Source organism: Anoxybacillus sp. LAT27, from assembly GCF_022030075.1.
GTDB lineage: Bacteria > Bacillota > Bacilli > Bacillales > Anoxybacillaceae > Anoxybacillus > Anoxybacillus kestanbolensis.
Window position 1 is genome coordinate 26370 of record NZ_JAIWYK010000440.1, and the last position, 16168, is coordinate 42537.

General features: G+C 43.2%; 19 protein-coding genes. 10 read left to right on the forward strand and 9 right to left on the reverse strand.

All coding sequences use genetic code 11. From position 1 onward, the window contains the following. Window positions 1–60 precede the first annotated feature (60 nt). Window positions 61–1224: an FtsW/RodA/SpoVE family cell cycle protein gene (locus LD028_RS14100; RefSeq protein ID WP_237812124.1), complete on the forward strand. Its 1164-nt coding sequence runs from the start codon at window positions 61–63 to the stop codon at window positions 1222–1224. Between the two features lie 41 nt (window positions 1225–1265). After that, entirely contained in the window at window positions 1266–2000 is a 735-nt protein-coding gene (gene prpE, locus LD028_RS14105) for a bis(5'-nucleosyl)-tetraphosphatase PrpE (protein ID WP_237812125.1), read from the forward strand. Here prpE and LD028_RS14110 read toward each other — a convergent pair. From LD028_RS14110 to LD028_RS14125, 4 genes are read right to left on the reverse strand one after another with little or no spacing between them, the layout of a single operon-like run. Next, window positions 1997–2875: an RluA family pseudouridine synthase gene (locus tag LD028_RS14110; RefSeq protein ID WP_237812126.1), complete on the reverse strand. Its 879-nt coding sequence runs from the start codon at window positions 2873–2875 to the stop codon at window positions 1997–1999. The genes prpE and LD028_RS14110 overlap by 4 nt on opposite strands. A 12-nt stretch (window positions 2876–2887) precedes the next feature. Then, entirely contained in the window at window positions 2888–3679 is a 792-nt protein-coding gene (locus LD028_RS14115; protein ID WP_006318785.1) for an NAD kinase, read from the reverse strand. Between the two features lie 5 nt (window positions 3680–3684). Next, window positions 3685–4323 carry a GTP diphosphokinase gene (gene yjbM / locus LD028_RS14120; protein WP_006318786.1) on the reverse strand — a complete coding sequence of 213 codons (639 nt, stop codon included), beginning with the start codon at window positions 4321–4323 and terminating at the stop codon, window positions 3685–3687. Between the two features lie 12 nt (window positions 4324–4335). Beyond that, complete coding sequence (locus LD028_RS14125) at window positions 4336–4692, reverse strand: UPF0738 family protein (protein WP_035019771.1); 357 nt, start codon at window positions 4690–4692, stop codon at window positions 4336–4338. A 127-nt stretch (window positions 4693–4819) separates the two neighbouring features. On the opposite strand from LD028_RS14125, the gene LD028_RS14130 reads away from it, so the two are divergent. From LD028_RS14130 to LD028_RS14150, 5 genes are all read left to right on the forward strand, one after another. Beyond that, window positions 4820–5410 carry a CYTH domain-containing protein gene (locus LD028_RS14130; protein ID WP_237812127.1) on the forward strand — a complete coding sequence of 197 codons (591 nt, stop codon included), beginning with the start codon at window positions 4820–4822 and terminating at the stop codon, window positions 5408–5410. Beyond that, on the forward strand, window positions 5407–6015 hold the full coding sequence (locus tag LD028_RS14135) for a lytic transglycosylase domain-containing protein (RefSeq protein WP_237812128.1): 609 nt from the start codon (window positions 5407–5409) through the stop codon (window positions 6013–6015). The genes LD028_RS14130 and LD028_RS14135 overlap by 4 nt, the downstream gene beginning before the upstream one ends. A 57-nt stretch (window positions 6016–6072) precedes the next feature. Continuing rightward, window positions 6073–6477 carry a globin domain-containing protein gene (locus LD028_RS14140; protein ID WP_237812129.1) on the forward strand — a complete coding sequence of 135 codons (405 nt, stop codon included), beginning with the start codon at window positions 6073–6075 and terminating at the stop codon, window positions 6475–6477. Next, window positions 6461–7273, forward strand: coding sequence for a ClpXP adapter SpxH family protein (locus LD028_RS14145; protein WP_237812130.1), 813 nt, complete (start codon window positions 6461–6463; stop codon window positions 7271–7273). Before LD028_RS14140 ends, LD028_RS14145 begins: the two co-directional genes overlap by 17 nt. A gap of 236 nt (window positions 7274–7509) precedes the next feature. Then, window positions 7510–7674: a hypothetical protein gene (locus LD028_RS14150; RefSeq protein ID WP_237812131.1), complete on the forward strand. Its 165-nt coding sequence runs from the start codon at window positions 7510–7512 to the stop codon at window positions 7672–7674. 24 nt (window positions 7675–7698) lie between these two features. On the opposite strand, the gene pepF is transcribed toward LD028_RS14150, so the two are convergent. After that, window positions 7699–9495 (reverse strand): oligoendopeptidase F, encoded by a 1797-nt coding sequence (gene pepF, locus LD028_RS14155; RefSeq protein ID WP_237812132.1) that lies wholly within the window; start codon window positions 9493–9495, stop codon window positions 7699–7701. Window positions 9496–9532: 37 nt separating this feature from the next. Continuing rightward, window positions 9533–10717, reverse strand: coding sequence for a competence protein CoiA (locus tag LD028_RS14160; protein WP_237812133.1), 1185 nt, complete (start codon window positions 10715–10717; stop codon window positions 9533–9535). 225 nt (window positions 10718–10942) lie between these two features. Here LD028_RS14160 and mecA point away from each other — a divergent pair, with 225 nt between their 5' ends. Together mecA and cls are read left to right on the forward strand one after the other, a co-directional pair. Beyond that, complete coding sequence (gene mecA / locus LD028_RS14165; RefSeq protein WP_237812134.1) at window positions 10943–11608, forward strand: adaptor protein MecA; 666 nt, start codon at window positions 10943–10945, stop codon at window positions 11606–11608. Window positions 11609–11665: 57 nt separating this feature from the next. After that, on the forward strand, window positions 11666–13174 hold the full coding sequence (gene cls, locus LD028_RS14170; protein WP_237812135.1) for a cardiolipin synthase: 1509 nt from the start codon (window positions 11666–11668) through the stop codon (window positions 13172–13174). Window positions 13175–13186: 12 nt separating this feature from the next. Here cls and spxA read toward each other — a convergent pair whose 3' ends face one another. Next, window positions 13187–13597, reverse strand: a complete 411-nt coding sequence (spxA, locus tag LD028_RS14175) for a transcriptional regulator SpxA (RefSeq protein ID WP_237812136.1) — start codon at window positions 13595–13597, stop codon at window positions 13187–13189. Between the two features lie 248 nt (window positions 13598–13845). Here spxA and LD028_RS14180 point away from each other — a divergent pair, with 248 nt between their 5' ends. Then, complete coding sequence (locus LD028_RS14180) at window positions 13846–14037, forward strand: hypothetical protein (protein ID WP_237812137.1); 192 nt, start codon at window positions 13846–13848, stop codon at window positions 14035–14037. A gap of 119 nt (window positions 14038–14156) precedes the next feature. Here LD028_RS14180 and LD028_RS14185 read toward each other — a convergent pair whose 3' ends face one another. Further along, entirely contained in the window at window positions 14157–15095 is a 939-nt protein-coding gene (locus LD028_RS14185; RefSeq protein WP_237812138.1) for an ABC transporter ATP-binding protein, read from the reverse strand. Continuing rightward, entirely contained in the window at window positions 15092–16150 is a 1059-nt protein-coding gene (locus tag LD028_RS14190; protein WP_237812139.1) for an ABC transporter ATP-binding protein, read from the reverse strand. Before LD028_RS14190 ends, LD028_RS14185 begins: the two co-directional genes overlap by 4 nt. Window positions 16151–16168: the final 18 nt, after the last annotated feature.

The following is a 16168-nucleotide window of genomic DNA, read 5'->3' on the forward strand; positions in this document are numbered from 1 at the left end:
GCCAACTTGCAAGCAACGATGTAAAATGAGAATGCACGATGAAACACAGGGGGAACGACGATGGAAAACGAAAAAACCGTTCAATCGAAAATAGATTATCATTTATTGTTCATTTTATTTTTAATTGCGATCGTCAGCGCCGTCGCTATCGAAAGTGCACGCGAAACACTCCCCGCTAAACTGCAACATATTAACTTTGCGCAAAAGCAGCTCATGTGGTATGGCGTCGGAGTCGTCGTCATTGCGGTGACGATGCTTGTCGATTACGATCGACTGTTTAAAATCGCTTGGTATTTGTACGGCTTCGGGATGATTCTTTTACTTGGATTAGAATTAAACGTCCCGGGTACATTAACGATTAAAGGAGCAACGAGCTGGTACAGCCTGCCGGGCGGAAACTTTCAGCCGTCTGAGCTGATGAAAATTTTTATGATTATCGTCATTAGCCGGATTATCGTCAACCATCGTGAAAAATACCATGACCCGACGTTGCAAGACGATTTGAAACTGCTCGGAAAAATCGGACTGTCGCTACTGCCGCCGCTTTTTTTACTTGCGCGTCAGCCTGATATGGGGATGTCAATGGTATTTATGGCGATCACCGGCTCGCTCATTCTCGTTTCCGGCATTCGTTTGCGCATTATCGCCGCTATCGTCGGTGTTGCTGTACTTGGCGCAACAGCATTTATCGTGGCGTTTTTATATTTCCCAGACGTATTAAAAATTCAACAATATCAATTAAACCGTTTTTACGGCTGGTTGAATCCGTACGAATATTCGAGCGATCAAGGGTTTCAGCTTATTAAATCGCTACTTGCGATCGGATCTGGGGAATTATATGGAAAAGGATATAAAAACTTAGACGTCTATTTACCAGAGTCGCATACCGACTTTATTTTTAGCATTATCGGAGAACAATTCGGCTTTATTGGGTCAAGCATCGTCGTGTCGCTCTTTTTCCTATTAATTTACCGCATGATTCAAATTGCGCTAGAATGCCACGACCCATTCGGCAGTTATTTATGCGCCGGCGTCATCGGCATGATTACGTTCCAAGTATTCCAAAATGTCGGCATGACGATCGGGTTACTACCGATTACTGGTCTTCCGCTTCCATTCGTCAGCTACGGAGGAAGCTCGCTTGCCACATACATGCTCGCAATCGGGCTCGTCTTAAACGTCCGTTCGCGCACACAAAAATTTATGTTTTCTGCTGAACAATGATAGCCGCTTGTATGCGGCTATTTTTGTAGAAAGGAGGAAAAATGTACGACATTATTGGCGATATTCATGGTTGTTTTCACGAGTTCATGTTATTAACAAAAAAGCTTGGCTACGTTTGGGAACACGATATCCCGATTCATCCGAACGGACGAAAGCTTGCTTTCGTTGGCGATTTAGCCGATCGTGGTCCGCAGTCATTGCGCGTCATTGATACGGTCATCTCGCTCGTTCAACAAAACAAAGCGGTGTACGTCCCAGGCAATCATTGCGACAAATTGTATCGTTTTTTTCTCGGTCGAAATGTGCAAGTGACACACGGACTTGAAACGACGGTTGCCGAATGGGAACAAGCGGATGAAAAAACAAAAACACGCATTCGTACGCAATTTATGAAGCTGTACGAAAACGCCCCGCTTTATGCCGTCTTAGACGATGGAAAACTTGTGATCGCCCACGCCGGCATTCGAGGGGACTATATTGGCAAATCGAATCAAAAAGTAAAAACGTTTGTGTTATACGGCGATATTACAGGTGAAAAACATCCGGACGGCTCCCCTGTGCGCCGAGATTGGGCAAAACATTACCGAGGCGATGCGCTTATCGTATACGGACATACGCCCGTCAAAGAGCCGCGCTGGCTAAACAACACCGTCAACATCGACACCGGCTGCGTATTCGGTGGACAACTCACAGCCCTTCGCTATCCGGAAATGGAGACGGTTTCTGTTCCATCAACGATGCCGTACGTCGCTGAAAAGTTTCGCCCGTTTGATTAAAGCAAACGGGCGATGTCGTCAGGGAGCGGCGCATGAAACGTCATCGTTTTTTCAAAAAACGGATGAAAAAACGTCAGCTCACAACTATGTAACGCTTGGCGGTCGATATGTTCCCGCAATCCCCCATATAAATCATCGCCAACGAGCGGATGACCGATATGAGAAAAATGAACGCGAATTTGATGCGTACGCCCCGTTTCTAATCGAATCGACACGTGCGTCATCTCATTTTTCTGTTGCAATACTTCATAATGCGTCACCGCCCGCTGACCGTCTAATCGCACTTCCCGCTCGATGATGCTGTCGCCTTTTCGTCCGATCGGCGCATCAATCGTTCCAACGAGCGGGGTGACATAACCGTGGCAAACCGCTTCGTACCGCCGTTTCACCCGCCCTTGCTTTTGTTGTTCGCTAAGTAAATGATGCACATGGCGATGTTTCGCCACAAGCACAAGCCCGGACGTATCGCGGTCAAGCCGTGTAACGACATGCACCGTCGTTTGTAACTGTTGTTGTTCGTAATGATGCAATAACGCATTCGCAAGCGTCCCATGCGGATGTTCGCGCGACGGAATGGTTGACATGTGCGGAGGCTTATTGATGACGATCACATAATCATCTTCATACACGACCGCAAGCGGAATCGGCTCAGCGACCATATGTACACCTTTTTGTTCTGGTGGAAACGAAACGCACACTTCATCGCCTGCTTTTAGCACGTAACGAACGGTCACAGGCACATCGTTCACTTCGATCCGCCCCCCTTGAAATTTAATATCGGTGAGCGCTGTTTTTGAAATATGTTGTTGTTTTAAAAATTCACGAACGAGCATCCCATCTTGTTGTTGTGTGACGATCCAACGAAGTTGAAACATACAAATCCCTTTCTACTGAATGAATGATTCGCGCACGCGCTTCCAAAACGGAAACGGACGGAAGCGAGCAAAGCGAATTTTTTCGTCGGCGACGCGGCATTGTATCGACTTCACATCTTTATGAAGTAGCGACAAATGGTCGATCGTAATTTGAAAATCGACGTCATTGACCGGCTTTAACATGCACGTATGATGCGCAGGCAAAATAAGCGGTGAGCCAATCGTACGAAACACGCGGTTGTTAATCGATGCCATTTCTGCGACTTGAATCGCTTCGAGCGATGGATGTAAAATCGCCCCACCAAGCGCTTTATTGTATGCCGTACTTCCCGATGGCGTCGAAATGCATAACCCATCCCCGCGAAACGTTTCAAACAAATCGCCACGAATTTCAACGTCCATCACAAGCGTCCCTCCAACGCTTTTCACCGTACATTCATTGAGCGCTAAATATTTTGCTTCGCGTCCGCCGCGCACATATCGAATCGTCACTTCTAAAAGCGGGTATTCCACGATTTGATATGGCGTTTTCGCAATCGCAATGACGAGTTTTTCAATTTCATCTGGCACCCAATCGGCATAAAAGCCTAAATGGCCCGTATGTACCCCGACAAACGCCGTCTGTTCTAACCGGCTCCGATAGCGATGAAACGCATACAACAACGTCCCATCCCCGCCGACTGAAATGACGATATCCGGCTCATCTTCATCATACGTTAAACGAAAATCCGTTAAATATGTACGAATTTTATACATACATTCGTTTGATATCGCATCCCCTTTTGATATGACCGCAAATTTCACGCGCCTCACCCCTCGTTATCTTTTACGTCTTGCTTACGCGAAAACGCCGCTTGTGCCTCTTGAATTTCAAAACGAATTTTCGACATTTCCTCGTCTAACAAATATGCGGCTTCTGCGGCGCGCTGTAATCGTTGGCGAATATCTTCTGGAAACTTGCCGCTATATTTGTAGTTTAACGAATGTTCAATCGTCGCCCAAAAGTTCATCGCAAGCGTGCGAATTTGAATTTCAACTAAAATGTTTTTCTCGCCATAAATCATTTGCACCGGATAACGAATAACGACATGATACGAACGATAACCGCTCTCCTTTTTTTGCGTAATGTAGTCGCGTTCCTCGACAATCGTAAAATCGTTGCGCTTGCGCAACAGTTCAACGACCGTTTGAATGTCATCGACAAACTGACACATCATACGTAATCCTGCAATATCTTGCATTTGTTCTTCTAGTTGATCGAGCGGAATATTTTTCTTTTGCGCCTTATCTAAAATGCTCGCAATTGGCTTCACTCTTCCGGTCACAAATTCGATTGGAGAATGCACCCCTTGCATTTCAAATTGAGCGCGCATCCCTTTTAACTTGACTTTCAACTCCTCGACCGCCTGTTTATACGGCGCTAAAAAAAATTCCCAATGTCTTTCCATTCAACCACCTACTTATGCGAAAAATGCCGTTACCGCCTGTTCCATTTCTTCACCGTAGTTTGCATTTCCTGCAATATTTTCGATTAAGTATGCCACTTCTTCATGAATGCCTTCTAACTCGATTGTTGCATCGTTTCCGACAAGAAACACCGGCTCGTTTGTCGCGAGCGCTCCCTTTAACGCTCCCCACACCGCTTTCGGCATCACGACATAAACAAATGCATCGCTTGCTTCTAATATGTATACGAACGCACACGCATCGGAATCAACAAGCATATGTCGTTTTGGTTTTAATCCTTGAAGCGACGCCTCACATAAAAAGTACCATCCGTTTTCTTTTTTTTCTGCTGTATGTACATATATTTTCATGTTTGTTCCTCCGTCATCCATGATGTCCGCCTTTATTTTACCACATTTCACCTAGCGATGTTCACTAGTTGCACTTTTTCGCGTACATGTTGATAATAAAAGTAGAATGATGTAAGGAGAAAAAACGATGAAGCACGAATTAGAAATTGAATTTAAAAACTTGTTAACAGCCGACGAATTTTCCCGTTTCACGACAGCGTTTGCGGTGCGCGATGAGGAATGGGACGTGCAACAAAATTATTATTTTGACACGCCAGACTTTCAACTGAAACAACAAAAAAGCGCATTACGCATTCGTTTCAAAAACGGCTCATATACATTAACATTAAAACAACCATACGAAGACGGGCTGTTAGAAACGCATGAGCCGCTAACGTCTGAAACCGCGACAGCACTTATTTCGGGTGCGACATCACTTCAAGGCGACATCGCCAACATATTGCAGGCGCTTCATATCGATCCGACAGCGATCGTTTGTTTCGGATCGCTCACAACTCGGCGTGCGGAACGCCCGTATAAAAATGGCACGCTCGTTTTCGATTATAGCGAATACATGAACGTAGCTGACTATGAAGTCGAATACGAAGCGAGCGAGCGAGCAGAAGGGGAAAAAACGTTTACGCAACTGCTCGAATCGTTTCATATTCCAAAACGAAAAACGAAAAATAAAATTGAACGATTTTACGAAGCTAAATACGAAACGGAGCGATCATCATGAACGTGCAACAATTGAAATTGCTTCTTGAACTGCAAGCGTTGCAACATTTACAAGGAAAAAAAGAAGCGCCAACAACATCGTTTCACGACTTATTTCGCGAGCTGTTAACGCCAGAGACGAACGAAGAAACGGAAACGATGCGCCTATCGCTTCCGCTTATGACAAACGAAGAAACGAAAGCGCCGACATATAAAGCGAGTGCACCGCTTCATAAAGATACGATACATCAATGGATTGACGAAGCTGCAGCGAAATACGATGTCGATCCGAAACTCATTTATGCGGTCATTCGCCATGAATCGAATTTCAATCCGCAAGCAAAAAGCCGCGTCGGGGCGATGGGACTGATGCAGTTAATGCCGAGCACGGCGCGCATGTTAGGGGTACAAGACGCCTTCGATCCACAACAAAACATTGAAGGTGGGACAAAATATTTACGCCAACTTCTCGATCGGTACGACGGCAATATCGCCCTTGCGCTTGCAGCTTATAACGCCGGGCCGGGCAATGTCGATAAACATGGAGGCATTCCACCATTTCGTGAAACGATGAACTACGTGAAAAAAGTAATGCAAACGTACTATGCCGCAAGTCACATCGTTTGAGATGAAACAAAGTCGTTGTTACAATATGTATATATTTTCGGCAAAGGAGTTTTTCATATGTTTCAATCCCCTTATGAAGCGATTGGAGGCGAACAAGTTGTCTCAAAACTCGTTGATGCTTTTTATGAACGAGTCGCAAAACATCCTGACTTGGCGCCTATTTTCCCGAACGATTTAACGGAAACCGCGCGAAAACAAAAACAATTTTTAACGCAATATTTAGGCGGCCCACCGCTTTATACAGCAGAACACGGACACCCGATGTTGCGCGCCCGTCATTTGCCGTTTCCAATTACACCAATGCGCGCAAAAGCATGGCTTGCGTGTATGCATGAAGCGATGGATGAGATCGGACTAAAAGGACCTGTTCGAGATGAATTGTATCAACGGCTCATGTTGACTGCCCAACATATGATTAATACACCAGATGACGAGCGAAAGGAGCATGAAGGTGAATGGTAAGCAAGAAGGAACGGCAAAGCAATTAGAAATTTACTTATTTGTCGATCCTCTTTGCCCGGACTGTTGGGCGCTTGAACCTGTTTTAAAAAAGTTATGGATCGAATACGGACAATATTTTGCTTTGCGTCACGTCTTAACCGGTCAACTCGATCGGCTGAATGGCGTCAGCTATAAACGAATCGATCGGCATGCGTCGCGCGTCGGCATCGCCTGTGAAGACCGCGTGCTTCTTCAAACGCCGTTGCCGATCCCATACGTTGCTTCGCTCGCTGTGAAAGCAGCCGAATTGCAAGGGCGTCAAGCGAGCATTCGCTTTTTGCGTCAACTACAAGAAATTGTATTTATTCAAGGCAAAACGATTACAGAAACAAACACACTCATTCAATGCGCCATCGATGCTGGTTTAGATGTGCAAGAGTTTATAAACGATTTATCTTCTCCAAGTGCCGTTAAAGCGCTACAATGCGATTTAAAAATTAGTGCAGAAATGGACGTTCGCGAAGTTCCAACGCTCGTCTTTTTTAACGAAAACATTGAAGATGAAGGCATTAAAATTTCAGGCTGTTATCCGTACGACGTATATGTCGATTTAATCCATGAAATGCTCGGATTTCATCCTCAACCATCTTCACTTCCACCAATTGAACAGTTTTTACATCATGCGCTATTCGTTACGACCGATGATATTGCGATGGTATACAACATCCCACACAGCAAAGCGGAATGCGAATTAAAAAAGTTGCGTTTAAAGCAAAAAGTGGAGAAAATCGGCTCATTTTGGCGCTGGATCGGATAAAGAAAAAGGACTCGGGGGATGCCGAGTCCTTTTTCTTTGTCATAAAGACAACAAAGGGGATGGGAGAAATTTTTCACGGTCAAACAAAGGGGTATAAGTTTGTTTGATTGTGATTCACTTCACGTTTATATATTAACAAACTCCTCTATGTCTTGACAAGTGTTTTGTTTGCTTGTTCACACATTTGTCATAATTATTTTCTCCCTCGCTTACTATGAATAAAAAGGGGGGATTCGATGCTCATTGTTCATATCGTTTGGATCGTCGTTGCGCTCATTATTCACTTTTTCGCACTGATGCGGCTCTTTCCGCTCATCATATCCATTCCGTTTTTATTTCTTTCTTTTTTCTCGTTTTTTACTTACCTCAACAACCGCCACCGTTTTCGCGGATTTCATTAAAAAAAGGCGACACGCAGTCGCCTTTTATAATAGTTGCTCAAGCTGTTGTAATTTTTGTTCGAACACTTGACACGCTTGTTCAATTGGCTCTGGAGACGTCATATCGACACCTGCTTTTTTCAACACTTCAATTGGATAATCGGAGCTTCCTGCTTTTAAAAATTCAATATAACGTTCAACCGCAGGTGCACCCTCTTCTAAAATTTGTTTGCTTAATGCAGTCGCAGCGCTAAAGCCTGTCGCATATTGATACACATAATAGTTGTAGTAAAAATGCGGAATGCGCGCCCATTCTAAGCCGATTTCTTCATCGATGACGACGCCATCCCCGAAATACGTTTTGTTTAGCTCATAATATTTTTCCGTCAATACTTTGGCGGTCAACGCTTCCCCGTTTTGTGCCATTTGATGAATCATATGTTCAAACTCCGCAAACATCGTTTGACGGAATACCGTCCCTCGGAACGTTTCTAAATAATGATTTAATAAATATAACTTTTTCTTCTCGTCATCGATCGTTTTTAATAAATAATCGTTCAACAACGCTTCGTTGCACGTCGATGCGACTTCCGCAACGAAAATCGAATAGTTTCCGTACGGATACGGCTGATATTTGCGCGTATAGTAACTATGCACCGAATGGCCAAACTCATGGGCAAGCGTAAATAAGTTGTTCACATTATCTTGCCAGTTCATTAAAATGTACGGATTCGTTCCATATGAACCAGACGAGTATGCTCCACTTCGTTTGCCGCGCGTTTCTTGCACGTCAACCCAACGGTTATCAAACCCTTCTTTTACGATCGAAATATATTCGTCACCTAGTGGCGTCAATCCTTTTAACAATATGTCTTTTGCTTCTTCATACGTCACTTTCATATCGACTTGTTTGACAAGCGGCGTATATAAATCGTACATATGCAACTCATCTAATCCGAGCACGCGCTTGCGCAATTGAACGTAACGATGCAAAAGTGGCAAATAGCGATGAATCGTTTCAATTAAGTTATCGTACACCGTTTCAGGAATTTGGTTTTTACTTAATGCCGCCTCGCGCGCTGAGCGATAGTTGCGAACGCGCGCAAAAAAGTTATTGCGCTTCACCGCTCCGCTTAACGTGCTCGCAAACGTATTTTCATATTTGCGATATGTATCGTATACCGCTTTAAACGCATCGTGGCGCACGCGGCGATCTTCGCTTTCGAGAAAACGAATGTAACGACCGTGCGTCACTTCCACTTCTTCTCCGTTTTCATCTGTAATCGTCGGAAAACGCAAATCAGCATTATTTAACGCCCCGAACGTATTGCTTGATGCGTTCATCACTTCCGCCGCCTGTGCAAGCAACGCTTCTTCTTTTTCCGATAACACGTGCGGACGTTGGCGGTTCATTTCATCTAATTCATGCGCATACAAACGAAGCGGCTCGTATTGTTGTAAAAACGTGCGCAACACATCTTCATCCATCGCTAAAATTTCTGGCACGATAAACGCCGTCGCTTGACCTGCTTCCGCATACAACCCTTCCGCTCTCGTTTCCAATCCTTGATAAAGCGAATTAGCCGTATCTTCGTCATGGCGCATATGTGCGTACGCATACAATTTTCCTAGTCGCATGAACACATGGTCGCGATATTGTAACGCTTCGTATAACGTTTGAGCACTTTCTCCAAGCCTACCTTTATATTCCGAAAATTTCGGAAGAAGCGACATAATTTCTTCAAATTCTTTCTCCCATTGTTCATCCGTCGCAAAAATATCTTCAAGACGCCACGTATACTCTACCGGAACGTCTTTGCGTGTCGGCAACGTTTTTGCCATATCAATCACCTCTTACATCAAAATGTTTACTTATATATTATTCTCGTTTTGTGAAAAAATCCTCTTTTTTGCTTACAATTCGTCGCAATAGTTGCTCATCTCCACGAATCGCTTCTTCAACGTTGCGCGGAAGCGACCATGACCGAATGCGCTGAAACGTACGTTTTCCTACTTTTTTCAAAAATTGAAGCGACACGAGCGCATGTAAATAATCCATAAGGGCATATGAATAATGACTTTTTGTCACAAGCGGCAAGCGGCGAATATGAATAAGATTTTGACGAATGAAATATCGCATTCGCTCATATAATTGATGAAACGAAAACGTCACATGAAGCGGAATACGCATCATCTCAAGCAACATATACGTTTGCCAAATAAATGGGGGCGTCTCAAACCAATACGCATGGCGAAGCGGAATGCCTGCCTCATGAGGAAATAGCGATGGGGTCATATGCGCATGATATACGATGCGGCAAAACGTTCGATTTGTGCGATAGTATAGGGGAGATAGCCGCCATTGCTTCTTTTTCATTTGCCATGCATGGAACAAAACATCATGTTGTCGTTGTGGCGTCTGAAAAAAAGAAGAAAACGATATCGCATGAAGCGGAAACGTCGCCCATTCTCCGTATGCGAGCGTGGAAGAGAGCGGAATAAGATGATGAAGAAACGATACTTCTCGGCGCTCAGCACAATAAAACGGGATGACTTCTTGATCGTTGAAAAATAGCCATGAAAATGAGGAAAGTTGAAAAAACAAACTGCGGCGTTTGACATGAGATGTATGAAGTAACCAAATCGGAACAATATGTGCGTTCTTGTATGCATTCGTTCGTTTCGCGAATAAAGAGAATGGAATGACGGAACATTGATATTCGATCGCGTACATGTGTTGCATATGTCGAACAAATACATCTGGACGTTGCTGAATGTGCCGCAAATACTTCTCGACTTCTACTTCGATTTTTTCATTTGTCAACCATTCATACAATTGTTGTTTCCCTTGTAAATGAGCAAATGTCTCCCGCTCTGTTTCAATCGTACATTTCGTTTCGTGCGCAAAATGCGGCATACGTTTTGTCCCTATTTTCAACTGAACTCGTTTTAAACAAACAGGACAAAAAAACGCCTGCGTCGCTCGCAATACATGTAGCTGCTCGATCGTCCAATCGTCTAACAACGAACATGTTTCTCCATTTTTCAATAATGCGACAAACATATAACCTCTCCTTTCTCCACACATTTTTTTTCATCAACATCGTCTTTTTTCCTGCAACAAATACAAAAAATAGGGGAACAACTAAATTTATTGAATTAGGCGTTTTTTATTTCCCTTCTTTCACATTTTGTCATACAATAGAAGTACAAGATGTAGGAGGATGGGCGAACGCTCGGGGATACATTCCCTTCCTGACTGGATAATCGTAGAAGGGAGCTGAGGAACATGGAAATCGAACGCATCAATGAATATACGTTGAAACTATATATATCTTACGGAGATATTGAAGAACGCGGCTTCGATCGTGAAGAAATTTGGTACAATCGCGAACGGAGCGAAGAATTATTTTGGGAAATGATGGATGAAATCCATCAAGAAGCAGAAATTTATTTAGAAGGACCGCTTTGGATTCAAGTGCACGCTCTTGAAAAAGGGTTAGAAGTGTTCGTCACAAAAGCGCAAATTTCAAAAGACGGCAGCAGACTCGAATTGCCAATTGTCGATGAACGATTCAAAGACTTACCGGTTGATGAAAAAATCGAACATATATTAGACCAGCATTTTAACATTATAAAAGCATCATCATCAGAACCTGATAATCCGCTCCAATTCGTCATCCGCTTCAAAACGATTGAAGACGTCATTGCTCTTGCGCACCGTCGCGATTTTTCAACATTACACAACAAACTATTCGCATTTGAAAATCACTACTACTTGTACGTCGAATTTACAGAAGAAGATGCCGATCGCGACATTGACAATATGTTAAGCATATTGCTTGAATACGGGCAAGATTCGCAAATGACGATTCATCGTCTCGAAGAATACGGAAAAATCGTCATCGCAGAACAAGCATTAACGATGATCGCCAAACACTTTCCAAACTCATAACGCCGATTTCAATTGATTGAAATCGGCTTTTTTCTCGCGAGGTCAGGTGAACAACAAATGAGAAACGCTTTAAAAGTTGTGCTATTTATACTTGCTTTCGTCGGCTTTTTAGTAGTGACAAAAGATTATTGGGAAGGCTGGCTGCTCGGAACGTTCAGCTTATTTGTCACCTTGTCAGTGATTTTTATTTCGTTTGTCATCTTTTTAGAAAATCGCCATCCAACGAAAACGCTCACATGGCTCGTTTTATTTAGCAGCTTTCCGCTCGTTGGTTTTATTCTTTATTTTTTACTCGGCCAAAACTATCGCAAAAAACGACTATTTCGAAAAAAGGCGTTGCTTGATGAACAAACGTTTCGCAAACTAGAGCGCAACGAGACGCATGACGCGCAAACATTATATATGAAACCGCATCAACAGCCGTTGCTACAACTAGCGAGACACATGACGAAAGAATCGATTTCAACTGCGACAAAAACACGTGTGTTGACGAACGGAGAAGAAACGTTTACAACCATTTTTAAAGAGTTAGAAAAAGCCGAGCATCACATTCATCTTGAATATTATATCGTACGTGACGACGACATCGGCCAACGGCTGAAGCAAATATTAATGGACAAAGCAAAAAAAGGAGTGCACGTTCGCTTTTTATACGATGCGGTCGGCAGTTGGCAGCTATCGAAAACGTACATACAGGAGATGCGTGAAGCTGGCGTCGATATCATCCCTTTCTCCCCTGTGCGCTTGCCGTTTTTAAACAATAAAATTAACTTCCGCAACCATCGTAAAATTATCGTCATTGATGGAAAAGTCGGTTTTGTTGGCGGGTTAAATATCGGGGACGAATATTTAGGGAAAAACGAATATTTCGGCTTTTGGCGCGATACGCATTTATTCGTGTACGGCGAAGCAGTACGTACGCTACAACTTATTTTTTTACAAGATTGGTATTACATGACCGGTCAACAGCTATTAACGATGAACTACTTAAGTGCACCGACAGTTGAGGATGAAGCACTTGGAGGCGTTCAGCTTGTCGCTGGCGGACCGGATACGAAATGGGAAGTCATTAAACATTTATTTTTCGCGATGATTACATCGGCACAGCGCTCGATTTGGATCGCCTCGCCGTATTTTATTCCAGATGAAGACATTTTAACGGCATTAAAAGTGGCGGCATTAAGCGGAATTGACGTGCGGCTTCTTGTCCCAAAGCGACCGGATAAAAAAATTGTATTTTACGCGTCACGCTCTTATTTTCCCGAACTACTCGAAGCAGGAGCGACCATTTACGAATACGAAAAAGGATTTATGCACAGCAAAATTATCGTTGTAGATGGGGAACTCGCTTCCATCGGTACAGCGAACATGGATATGCGCAGCTTTCATTTAAATTTTGAGGTAAATGCGTTTTTATATCAAACGCCAAGCGTACAAACGTTAGTCGATGATTTTATAAACGACTTCGAGCATTCATCAAAAATTGATATCAATCAATTCAAACGCCGACCGCTTTGGATGCGCATGACTGAATCGACAGCTCGCCTCCTTTCGCCATTACTATAAAAGGCTTAGCGTTTATGCTAAGCCTTTGTTGTTGACGAGTTGCTGTGCTTGACGCAATTGATACGTACGCACTTTTCTCGGTAAAAAGCGACGAATTTCGTCTTCATTGTAGCCAACTTGTAGGCGCTTTTCGTCCATAATGATCGGACGGCGCAACAAGCCTGGATGTTGACGAATAATTTCATATAAATCTTGCAACGGCAACGAATCGAGTTGAATATTTAACTTTTGAAAAATCTTCGATCTCGTTGAAATAATTTCGTCCGTTCCGTTTTCTGTCATGCGCAAAATGCTTTTAATTTCTTCAATCGTTAACGGCTCTGCAAAAATGTTGCGCTCTTTATACGGAATGTTATGCTCTTCTAACCACGCTTTTGCTTTTCGGCAAGACGTACAACTTGGCGATGAATATACGATCACCATATATGAATCACTCCCTTATGGGTTGCTTTATTCGCTTTCTGTATTAAAACACATCTTATTTTAAAATGACTTTAAAAAACTTTACAACGTACATTATACAACAAAAAAGTTTAGAAAGATACACCTTTTTTCAATTTTACCCAACATATTATACGGTTGTCCGATCAAAATGGTTTCATTTTTTATTGCTTACATTTTAAATTTTCTCTACAATAAAAATAGACATGGCAAACAAAGGGGGAAAACGTATGGCGCAATTTTTTATCGACTTTACGATCGTCGCCATTTTAGTAATCGGCATTACGGCGCTTATGGGCGTCATTTTAAACGGCATTGGTGAAAACATATTTGGCGGGCGAAAAAAACGATTACATACATCGATGAGCGAACAGATGCAAACGGGCTGGAAAACAGTTGGCGGAAAAAAAGCTTCGAGATAAATCTCGGAGTTTTTTTTACAAACAAAATAGTCAAATGAATCAAAATATTGTATAATACTTTAGTGCAGAAAACGAAAAAAGCAGTGAAGTGAAAAAAAGCTAATCTCTCGAACGAGAGATTAGCTGTACATCGCTTTATATTTTTCGTACTCTGCTTCGGAGCAGTAAACGAAATGACCTGGCGTAATTTCGCGCATGCGCACGTCTTCGCCTTCTTTATAGTTATGTTGTGACGGATCGTAAATGATGCGCTTACGCGTCCGCTCTGTTTCTGGATCTGGATGCGGAATCGCAGAAAGAAGCGATTTCGTGTATGGATGAATTGGGTTGCGATACAATTCTTCCGCATCGGCAAGCTCAACCATTTTTCCGAAATACATGACACCAATGCGATCGCTAATGTATTTGACCATCGATAAGTCGTGCGCGATAAATAAGTACGTCAATCCTTTTTCACGCTGCAACTTTTTCATTAAGTTGACGACTTGCGCTTGAATCGATACGTCAAGTGCCGAAATTGGCTCGTCCGCAATAATAAACTCCGGCTCAACCGCCAATGCGCGCGCAATACCGATCCGCTGACGCTGCCCACCCGAAAACTCATGCGGATAGCGATTCGCATGTTCACGATTTAACCCGACTGTTTCAAGAAGCTCATATACGCGATTCATGCGCTCTTCTCGCGACGACGCTAAGCCGTGAATATCGATGCCTTCCGCAATAATATCCGCAACCGTCATACGTGGATTTAATGACGCATACGGATCTTGGAAAATCATTTGCATTTTCCGTTTTAATTCTTTCGCTTCTTTCGCCGATTTTTTTCGATGGACGCTCAATCCGTTAAACAACACTTCACCATCTGTTGCTTCATATAAACCGATAATCGTACGGCCTGTCGTTGACTTTCCGCATCCTGACTCCCCAACAAGACCGAGCGTTTCGCCTTTATAAATGTCGAACGTCACATCGTCAACCGCCTTAACAACTCGACCTTTCCCGACTTTAAAATATTGTTTTAAGTTTTTCACTTCAACGAGTTTTTGTTTTTCGCTCATTGCTTATTCCCTCCTTTGTTGTTCGTTAGTGTAACGAATTTTTTCATCCGTTCACGAACGACTTTCGGAGGTTCGACTTTCGGTGCATTCGGATGAAGCAACCACGTTGCCGCATAGTGCGTATCAGATACTTGAAACATTGGCGGTTCCATTTCATAGTCGATTTTTAACGCGTACGCATTACGTGGTGCAAACGCATCACCTTTTGGCGGATTTAATAAATCTGGAGGCGTTCCAGGAATCGAATATAACTCTTCGTCTCCGTGCTCTAAACTTGGCATCGATGCAAGCAGCCCCCATGTATACGGATGTTTTGGATTGTAAAAAATTTCATCAACCGTTCCTTTTTCAACAATTTTTCCGGCATACATGACCGCGACGCGATCAGCTACGTTTGCCACAACACCTAAATCGTGCGTAATGAAAATAATCGACGTTCCTGTCTTTTTCTGAATGTCTTTAATAAGTTCTAAAATTTGCGCCTGAATCGTTACGTCTAACGCTGTTGTCGGCTCATCGGCAATTAACACTTTCGGATTGCATGCAAGCGCGATCGCAATAACGACGCGTTGACGCATCCCGCCTGACAATTGATGTGGATATTGTTTAAAACGAAGCGCTGGTTCTTTAATCCCAACGAGGTCAAGCAACTCGATGGCGCGCGCTTTCGCCTCTTCTTTTGTCATTTGTTGATGCTTTAATAATACTTCTGTAATTTGTTTTCCGATTGTCATCGTCGGATTTAATGCTGTCATCGGGTCTTGGAAAATCATCGAAATTTCCGCCCCGCGTACACGCTGCATTTCTTTTTCTGACAGCTTCGTTAAATCGCGACCTTCTAACAAAATTTGTCCTTGTTTAATTCGCGCAGGAGGAACCGGTAGTAAACGCATAAGCGCTTTTGAAGTCACCGATTTTCCTGAACCAGACTCCCCAACAATCGCAAGCGTCTCGCCTTTATATAAATCAAATGATACACCACGTACAGCTTGTACTTCACCGCCGTATACGTCAAAAGAAATGTGCAAATCTTTTACTTCTAGTACTTTTTCCATCATTCCACCCCTTTCATC

Coding starts and splice junctions, on each gene's coding strand:
- LD028_RS14100 (WP_237812124.1), top strand. CDS start 61: ATGGAAAACGAAAAAACCGTTCAATCGAAAATAGATTATCATTTATTG.
- prpE (WP_237812125.1), top strand. CDS start 1,266: ATGTACGACATTATTGGCGATATTCATGGTTGTTTTCACGAGTTCATG.
- LD028_RS14110 (WP_237812126.1), bottom strand. CDS start 2,875: ATGTTTCAACTTCGTTGGATCGTCACACAACAACAAGATGGGATGCTC.
- yjbM (WP_006318786.1), bottom strand. CDS start 4,323: ATGGAAAGACATTGGGAATTTTTTTTAGCGCCGTATAAACAGGCGGTC.
- LD028_RS14125 (WP_035019771.1), bottom strand. CDS start 4,692: ATGAAAATATATGTACATACAGCAGAAAAAAAAGAAAACGGATGGTAC.
- LD028_RS14130 (WP_237812127.1), top strand. CDS start 4,820: ATGAAGCACGAATTAGAAATTGAATTTAAAAACTTGTTAACAGCCGAC.
- LD028_RS14135 (WP_237812128.1), top strand. CDS start 5,407: ATGAACGTGCAACAATTGAAATTGCTTCTTGAACTGCAAGCGTTGCAA.
- LD028_RS14140 (WP_237812129.1), top strand. CDS start 6,073: ATGTTTCAATCCCCTTATGAAGCGATTGGAGGCGAACAAGTTGTCTCA.
- LD028_RS14145 (WP_237812130.1), top strand. CDS start 6,461: ATGAAGGTGAATGGTAAGCAAGAAGGAACGGCAAAGCAATTAGAAATT.
- LD028_RS14150 (WP_237812131.1), top strand. CDS start 7,510: ATGCTCATTGTTCATATCGTTTGGATCGTCGTTGCGCTCATTATTCAC.
- pepF (WP_237812132.1), bottom strand. CDS start 9,495: ATGGCAAAAACGTTGCCGACACGCAAAGACGTTCCGGTAGAGTATACG.
- LD028_RS14160 (WP_237812133.1), bottom strand. CDS start 10,717: ATGTTTGTCGCATTATTGAAAAATGGAGAAACATGTTCGTTGTTAGAC.
- mecA (WP_237812134.1), top strand. CDS start 10,943: ATGGAAATCGAACGCATCAATGAATATACGTTGAAACTATATATATCT.
- cls (WP_237812135.1), top strand. CDS start 11,666: ATGAGAAACGCTTTAAAAGTTGTGCTATTTATACTTGCTTTCGTCGGC.
- spxA (WP_237812136.1), bottom strand. CDS start 13,597: ATGGTGATCGTATATTCATCGCCAAGTTGTACGTCTTGCCGAAAAGCA.
- LD028_RS14180 (WP_237812137.1), top strand. CDS start 13,846: ATGGCGCAATTTTTTATCGACTTTACGATCGTCGCCATTTTAGTAATC.
- LD028_RS14185 (WP_237812138.1), bottom strand. CDS start 15,095: ATGAGCGAAAAACAAAAACTCGTTGAAGTGAAAAACTTAAAACAATAT.
- LD028_RS14190 (WP_237812139.1), bottom strand. CDS start 16,150: ATGGAAAAAGTACTAGAAGTAAAAGATTTGCACATTTCTTTTGACGTA.